The 7,134-nt window shown below is 46.1% G+C and carries 6 protein-coding genes and 3 pseudogenes; 2 read left to right on the forward strand and 7 right to left on the reverse strand.

Annotation, left to right across the window (positions count from 1 at the left end; translation table 11 throughout):
- The 6 genes and pseudogenes from B4033_RS10985 to nudC form a co-directional block, all read right to left on the reverse strand.
- Positions 1-180, reverse strand: a pseudogene (locus B4033_RS10985) (class I SAM-dependent methyltransferase); the annotation flags it as partial.
- Positions 177-971 carry a DUF1365 domain-containing protein gene (locus B4033_RS10990; RefSeq protein WP_076755123.1) on the reverse strand — a complete coding sequence of 265 codons (795 nt, stop codon included), beginning with the start codon at positions 969-971 and terminating at the stop codon, positions 177-179. The pseudogene B4033_RS10985 and the gene B4033_RS10990, both read right to left, overlap by 4 nt.
- Positions 971-2,263 carry an NAD(P)/FAD-dependent oxidoreductase gene (locus B4033_RS10995; protein ID WP_286833950.1) on the reverse strand — a complete coding sequence of 431 codons (1,293 nt, stop codon included), beginning with the start codon at positions 2,261-2,263 and terminating at the stop codon, positions 971-973. Before B4033_RS10995 ends, B4033_RS10990 begins: the two co-directional genes overlap by 1 nt.
- Entirely contained in the window at positions 2,260-3,246 is a 987-nt protein-coding gene (locus tag B4033_RS11000) for an acyl-CoA desaturase (protein WP_286833953.1), read from the reverse strand. The genes B4033_RS10995 and B4033_RS11000 overlap by 4 nt, the downstream gene beginning before the upstream one ends.
- Positions 3,247-3,381: 135 nt before the next feature.
- Positions 3,382-3,930, reverse strand: a complete 549-nt coding sequence (locus B4033_RS11005) for a lipocalin family protein (protein ID WP_048881866.1) — start codon at positions 3,928-3,930, stop codon at positions 3,382-3,384.
- Between the two features lie 100 nt (positions 3,931-4,030).
- Complete coding sequence (gene nudC / locus B4033_RS11010; RefSeq protein WP_286833958.1) at positions 4,031-4,804, reverse strand: NAD(+) diphosphatase; 774 nt, start codon at positions 4,802-4,804, stop codon at positions 4,031-4,033.
- A 381-nt stretch (positions 4,805-5,185) separates the two neighbouring features.
- Between nudC and B4033_RS11015 the strand changes: the two are divergent.
- Together B4033_RS11015 and B4033_RS11020 are read left to right on the forward strand one after the other, a co-directional pair.
- Positions 5,186-6,709 (forward strand): annotated as a pseudogene (locus B4033_RS11015) (cryptochrome/photolyase family protein).
- Positions 6,710-6,728: 19 nt separating this feature from the next.
- Positions 6,729-6,866, forward strand: a pseudogene (locus tag B4033_RS11020) (DUF2256 domain-containing protein); the annotation flags it as partial.
- Here the strand turns inward: B4033_RS11020 and B4033_RS11025 are convergent.
- Positions 6,863-7,117: a TIGR03643 family protein gene (locus tag B4033_RS11025; protein WP_286833960.1), complete on the reverse strand. Its 255-nt coding sequence runs from the start codon at positions 7,115-7,117 to the stop codon at positions 6,863-6,865. The pseudogene B4033_RS11020 and the gene B4033_RS11025 overlap by 4 nt on opposite strands.
- Between the last annotated feature and the right edge of the window lie 17 nt (positions 7,118-7,134).

Here is a 7,134-nt window from a genome sequence, read left to right on the forward strand (position 1 = left end):
ACGACGCTCTTCCGATCTAAGGCGTTCGTCATGAACTTGAATTACAGCATGTAAGTCACTGTTTTCGCCAACTGTTCCGTTCCAGACGCCTTTAAAAATCAGCTGACCATGACGCAATTTCAGAAAATGCCGTAATACCACCGGCAGTTCGGTGTGCTCTCCCATTAACAGTGTTTTCATCGCAATGTGTTTCCTTTTTCTTTTTTAGGATGGCGGTAAAACGGAATTTTCTTTTTCCATAAACGAAAGGCATGCAGATAAATTCCGCTGACCATCCTGAAGGGTTCAAGAACTTTCAGTACAGCATAGCGATGCTGCTGTGAAGGAATTGTGATGGCCTGCAGGGAAAATTTCAGGGTGGCATCGAATTGCAGCACAGCCTGCTCAAACAGCTGCATATGAATCACATTTTGCTGTTCTGAAAAGCTAAAACGCCAACGATAATCTAGCTCCATCGGCATGAACGGCGACACATGAAAGGCCTTTTTAAAGTCAAACTGATGACTCTGGTACGGCGCATGTTCGTCTGCATTGTTTCGGCAGTCGTGAATGTAGACCTGTCTTTCATTCCACGGTGTGTTGGTGATTTCACTCAGTACAAATATCAGTTGGTCGGTGGCATCAAAGACTAGATAAAACACTACAGAATTAAAGCGAAAGCCGAGTGTTCGTGGCAAAGCCAGCACCCGGATAGACGCGGCATGCGGAAGCAGGTAGTTTTCCCGCGTGATTAGCAAACGTGCGACCTTCTGCCGAATCGAACCATATTCCATGGTCAGAAAATCCCGCTCATCTAGGGTCAGGAAATTCCAGTGCCTAGAAGACCATAGCCAGGATTTTTGGGTAAAGCTTGAGAGTTGATCCGGGTCAAACCATAGATAGGTTAGCTGGGTCTTAAAAGCATGGGTTTTGGGCAGGTAACGGCGATGCCTAATTTCGGCAGAGGCAATCGCCAGTGGATACATCTGCATCATGCGCTCCTAGCTGCCTGCTCGGTCTGCTGCAATAGCTGATCGACTACCCAGGAAGCACTACGTGCGCCATCCTCATGAAAGCCCCAGCCCCAGTAAGCACCACAGTATGAAGTGCGGTTCTGACCATTAACCTCTGCCCAGCGTTGTTGTGCTTCAATCGCAGTTGCATCAAACACCGGATGACGATAGTTTCGTTCCACCCAGACTTTTTTCGGATCAAGTCTAAAATTAGGATTAAGGGTCGCAAAGACCTGAGTTTTGCATTGCAGGTTTTGCAACTGGTTCATCCAATAGCTAAAACCATAGTGCATATTACTATGCTGGAATGGCGTTTGTTCAGATCCTTGACTCGAGGTTACATGTACATGCCAACTCGCCCATTGGCGACGAGATTTGGGCATAATACTAGTATCTGAATGCACCACCATGCGGTTATCCTGATAGCGGAACTTACCAAGTACGTCCCACTCCTGAGCAGAAGGGTCTTTCAGTAATTTCAGACTATCATCAGCATGGCTGGCAAATACAACCCAGTCAAAACGTTCGCTGCCGTGTGTCGTTTCAACCAGCACATCATTGGCACTACGGGATACATGCAGAACACCCATCTTGCGGAAGGTGATATTCGATTGGGACTGAATGGCACGAACGTAACGCGCTGATCCCCCCTTGACCGTAAGCCATAACGGCCGGTCTTTTAATTGCAACATGCGATGGTGCTGGAAAAAGCTCACCACAAATTTATAGGGAATTTGTCCAGCTTGCTCCACCGGGCAGGACCACAGCGCTCCACACATCGGATAGAGATGTTCCTGACGAAAGGCTGTGCTATATCCATGTTGATTTAAATACTCATCAATACTGAGCTGTGCATCGACCTGTTCCACATCCAGATCTTTATTCGCCGCATAGAAGCGGAACAGATCCGACAACATCGCGCGAAAATCAGCATTTAAAAAGTTTTGCGGTCTAAACAGCAGCGAGAATTTTTTCGATGGATTGTACTGCAAGCCCGTGACCTGATTATTCACCGAAAAGCCCATGTCACTGCTTTGTGATTGAATCCCGAGTTCTTTCAGCATGGCACAGAACAGTGGATAGTTATGCTCATTAAATACAATAAAGCCGCTATCCACGGCGACCTGTTCACCGTCTATATTCAGCTGATGGGTATCGGTATGACCGCCGAAGTAGTTATTCTTTTCGAAGACCGTGACTTCATGTACTTTGCTGAGTTTCCAGGCAGCATACAGACCGGAAATACCTGAACCAATAATTGCAATTTTCATGGTGATTCCTTCGATTGAATCGTGTGAATGTCTGCCGTAGCGGCTTTTTTCTGTTTCCGAGCCTGGGCAATTTTACTGGCTTCATAGACACGTGCCGGAATCGGCTTGAGTCCCCAGACCAGCCGCAGCCAGGACATGAGTTTCAGCAGGTAATAGGTCACATCAATCTGCCACCAGTAAAAGCCTTGCCGGGTACTGCCAGCATAATAATGATGGTTGTTATGCCATCCTTCGCCCAAGGTAATGATGGATAGGAATAAGTTGTTGCGGCTCTGATCTTCAGTGTCAAAATCCCGGCTGCCATAATGATGCGCCAGTGAATTGATACACAAGGTGGCATGGATCAGTAACACTGTAGAGATTACAAAGCCCCAGACCAGCAATTGTAGGCCGGATGTGCCGAGTTGCGGCCAGGTAATGGTCAGCCATTCCCCTAGTGCATAAATTCCGCCCGCGGTCAGCAGTACCACCATTAAACTGAAGCGATCCAGCCAGATCAGTTCCGGATATTTCAGCCAGTCCTTGATCACTTCTTTACGCGTGGCAAAATTATATTCATTTAAAAACCAGCCGACGTGGCTGTACCAAAAACCATGCGTCGAGGAATGCGGATCTTGCAAGGTATCGGTATAGCGGTGGTGATAGCGGTGATGTGCCGCCCACCAGAGCGGACCACGCTGCGCGCTCATGGTGCCAATCAGCACAAACAGGAACTGTACTGGGCGCGAAGTCTGAAAAGTTTTATGTGACAGATAACGATGGAAAAAAGCCGTAATGGAAAACATACGGATCAGGTAGAACAGCAGCATAAAGCCCAGCGCAAACCACGACACTCCCACCCAGAACACAGCGAAACAGGCCAGGTGCAACAGAATAAAGGGCAAAATCCGCAGCCACTGAATCTTGCTGTTTTCAGCCGTCAGTGTTTCGGGCGCTGTGGGTGTAGACCAGCTGTCTATCCATCGCATCAGACTGTTCAACATGGACTCATCCTATTTTCAAGCGATTGTCTTTATTCTATTTGATGAGTGTAATCAGTCAGATATGAATTTTATGTGAAGTAAATAAAAAAAGCCGAACTGTAGAGAGACTAGGCAGTTCGGCAAAAGGGTAACAGATTAATGCGGCAATTTGATCAGTTTTGTCACGTCATAACCATAATGTTTTGCGGTTTCCAGATAGGACTGATAGGTGGCTTCATCGAGTTGTGGTTCACGCGATAAAATCCACAGATATTTATTACTCGGTCCACCCACCAGCGCCACTTTATATTCCGGATCCACTCGTAATACCCAGTAATGACCTTTGGTAAACGGAATCCATCTTAAGCCTTGCGGCAAAAAACTGACCTTCAGTTTGCTGTTGCCCGCATTTTGCGGATAGGCAACTCCTTCAGAGCTGATCATCTCACCGTTGCCAATCCGGCAACTATTCAAGACACGCATGGTCTGATCGGCATTGAGGCTATATTGCGCCGTGATATCCGAGACGCATTTACGCTGAAAATACATCGGTAAATGCGCAATTTCATACCACTTGCCTGCATACTGCTGGATATCCACCTGATCGACTGCCTGAGACGCAGCAGTTTCTGCTCGGGTCGTTGTACTTAAGCTAATGATAGACAATGCTATCGCTGCAAAAGCAGACTTAAATCGCATCTTCATTTTTTAGCCTTGTTAGATCTCAGGATTAAGATAACCCAAGTCGATGTGAACAAAGTGTGAAGACAAAATGATGCGATAAAGCCCTAGACTGTTTTCTGGGTTAAAGCCATTCTTTGCTGTCATCTGCCACAGGGGTACCATGCATCACATGCTGAATCATGGCATAAGCAATACTGCCTTTAAACGGAATCTCTGGTAACTGATCAAACTTGAAAAATTGCGCGTCGCTTAGTTCATCTTCCTGAATCTGAATCTCACCCGAGTGATACTCTGCTCTGAAAGCCATCATCAGGTTGCTAGGAAACGGCCAAGGCTGGCTAGCCAGATATTGAATATTATTGATCTGCAGCCCAACTTCTTCCAGCGTCTCACGGCGTACTGCCTCCTCCAAAGTTTCACCCACTTCAACAAATCCTGCAATCAGGCTATACATCTGGGTTTTATTGTGGGCATTTTTTGCTAGCAGAATTTCATCTTCGCCGCGAGTGATGATAGTAATCACACAAGGATTCACCCGTGGATACTGGTTATAGCTACAGGATGGACAGACCATGGCATACTGGCTGGCATGCTGCTGTGTAGCATGGCCGCATTTACTGCAATAGCGGTGGTTACGACGCCACTCCAGTAACTGCACAGCACGGCTGGCCTGTTCAAACTGCGGCCTACTCCAGACCTGTACCAGTTGGCGGATCGGGACCAGTTGATAACCTTCGGGTACTGATTCATTTTCTTTTAGATCCCGTGCAATGACTTGGCCATTTTCCGACAGATCCAAGTCATGCTGCAGTTTTGCTACCTGCGGCAACTGAAAATGTTTATCCACTAGTAATTGCTGCTGTCTAAAAATATACGCTTTTGAATGCATACTCATGACATCCACTGATTAAAAAATCCCATACATAGAGGTGTATGGGACAAAACTAAGGAAGCTTACATAGAGTAACTGGAAACAAAATACTAGGCGCCAACTAATGAAATTACAACCATAATAATTTGTATATTGTTGATTAAAATCACATAACTTTCACGCCACTTATGAATAAAGAAATAATGCTAAGCGAGTTTCATCAATGGGCTTAGCGTTATAGCGTTGAACGGTTTATTGTTACAGCAATCATAATTTCTGTGTAATCCAAAACGATCATTTAGCCGAGTTGAATTGGCTCAACATGTGGGTTGATTTTTATTTTTCACAAAAAATTGAACTGCCTAGATTTAAACTGCGCTATCTTTCATAGGATCTGGAATGGCTATGCGTTTTGGTTTAATTTTGGGTGACCAGCTTCATCATCAGCTTGCTACGCTCAAAGCGCTGGATCGTACCTAGGATGTAATCCTAATGGCCGAAGTTGTGGAGGAGGCCACGTATGTTACCCATCATCCACAGAAAATTGCCCTGATTTTTAGCGCCATGCGTCATTTTGCCAAAGAACTCAAAGCAGAAGGCTGGCGTGTACGTTACCATGCTTTTCAATCTGATAGTCCGATTCGTAGCCTGCTGGATTTCGTAGAGTCACAGCAGCAACTCTTACCAGTCACAGAACTAGTCATTACGAACTGTGGGGAATATCGTTTACAGCAGCAGATTGAACAGTATTGGAGCAAGCATCTGCAACTGCCAGTACAGTGCCTGAATGATGAACGTTTTTTCTGTAGTCCACAGCAGTTCCAGCATTGGGCAAATCACTACCAGACTCTGCGTATGGAATATTTTTACCGGGAAATGCGCAAGAGGACTGGTTACTTGATGCAAGGACAGCAGCCGCTTGGAGAACAGTGGAACTATGACAGCGCCAATCGTAAGGCTTGGTCAGGCAGTCCACCATTGCCTCCTGTACTTCATTTTGAACAAGATCAGATTGATCTGGATGTACTTAAACTGGTTGAGCGCGAGTTTTCCCGTCACTCTGGCAGCCTTGACAACTTCCGCTGGGCCACCACACGTAGCAATGCTCTGCTTGCACTGGAGCATTTCATTAACCACAGTTTGCCGCATTTTGGAGATTATCAGGATGCCATGGTTCAGGGTGCAGACATGCTGTTTCACGGCCTGCTCTCGCCTTATCTAAATTGTGGTCTGTTACTGCCCAAAGAAGTCTGTGATGCGGCAGAAGCTGCCTACCATGCCGGTCATGCACCACTGAATGCAGTGGAAGGTTTTATCCGACAGATTCTCGGCTGGCGCGAATATGTTCGCGGAATTTACTGGCTGTACATGCCAGAATATGCCAGTCGCAATGCACTGCAGCACTCAGCACCATTGCCACAATTTTACTGGACTGGCCGTACTCGGATGAACTGTATGGCTGAGTGTTTCCGTAATACTTTTCAGCATGCCTATGCACATCATATCCAGCGTTTGATGGTGACTGGAAATTTTGCCTTATTAACTGGTGTAGACCCGCAGCAGATCAGCGAGTGGTATCTGGCAGTCTATGCCGATGCCTATGCATGGGTAGAACTACCGAACACGCTGGGTATGGCGATGCATGCCGATAGCGGCTTGATGGCCAGCAAACCCTATGCGGCCTCGGGCAATTACATCCATAAGATGTCCGATTACTGTAAGCACTGTAGCTACAATGTCAAAACTCGCACCGAGCTAGATAGCTGTCCGTTCAATAGCCTGTACTGGTATTTCATGATCCGGAATGAGGCGAAATTTCGTACTCATCCACGTATGGGCATGATCTATCGACAGCTAGATAAACTTAAAGATCGGCAGCAGATTATCAGCCATGCCCAGCAACTTCTTAGCCAGATCAATGAGTTATAAGCGATGAAAAAAAAAGCATCTCCCTGAAAAAATCTGTATGCACTGTTTGCGCCCTTTTACTTGGCGCAAGAAATGGCACCGCTGCTGGGAGGAAGTACAATATTGTTCTGAACGATGTAAACGTGAGTCCAGACAGCTTTCAAAATCAAACGCTTAGAAACGCTTGTATTGCCGTGAACAATAGGCCCGTATCACGTCGGGTGAACGCAGTTGCAGATGTTTGGTTTTTCGGCCGGTGACGCGTTCACGCCACATTTTAAAACTCGATGCTTTCATATTTTGCCACATCAAGCGGATCACCGCCGCTTCATTTAAACCATACTCACATAAAATAGCTTCAAAAGGAGTTCGATCTTCCCAAGCCATTTCTATAATTCTGGATAAATCTTCTTCAGAAAATTGATTCATACCATTCTCGTTTTAAT

Source organism: Acinetobacter sp. UBA3132 (assembly GCF_002364825.1).
Taxonomy (GTDB): domain Bacteria; phylum Pseudomonadota; class Gammaproteobacteria; order Pseudomonadales; family Moraxellaceae; genus Acinetobacter; species Acinetobacter schindleri.

What these genes read in the sequence shown, in the direction of transcription:
- B4033_RS10990 (WP_076755123.1), bottom strand. Translation starts at nt 971, where the DNA reads ATGCAGATGTATCCACTGGCGATTGCCTCTGCCGAAATTAGGCATCGC.
- B4033_RS10995 (WP_286833950.1), bottom strand. Translation starts at nt 2,263, where the DNA reads ATGAAAATTGCAATTATTGGTTCAGGTATTTCCGGTCTGTATGCTGCC.
- B4033_RS11000 (WP_286833953.1), bottom strand. Translation starts at nt 3,246, where the DNA reads ATGTTGAACAGTCTGATGCGATGGATAGACAGCTGGTCTACACCCACA.
- B4033_RS11005 (WP_048881866.1), bottom strand. Translation starts at nt 3,930, where the DNA reads ATGAAGATGCGATTTAAGTCTGCTTTTGCAGCGATAGCATTGTCTATC.
- nudC (WP_286833958.1), bottom strand. Translation starts at nt 4,804, where the DNA reads ATGAGTATGCATTCAAAAGCGTATATTTTTAGACAGCAGCAATTACTA.
- B4033_RS11025 (WP_286833960.1), bottom strand. Translation starts at nt 7,117, where the DNA reads ATGAATCAATTTTCTGAAGAAGATTTATCCAGAATTATAGAAATGGCT.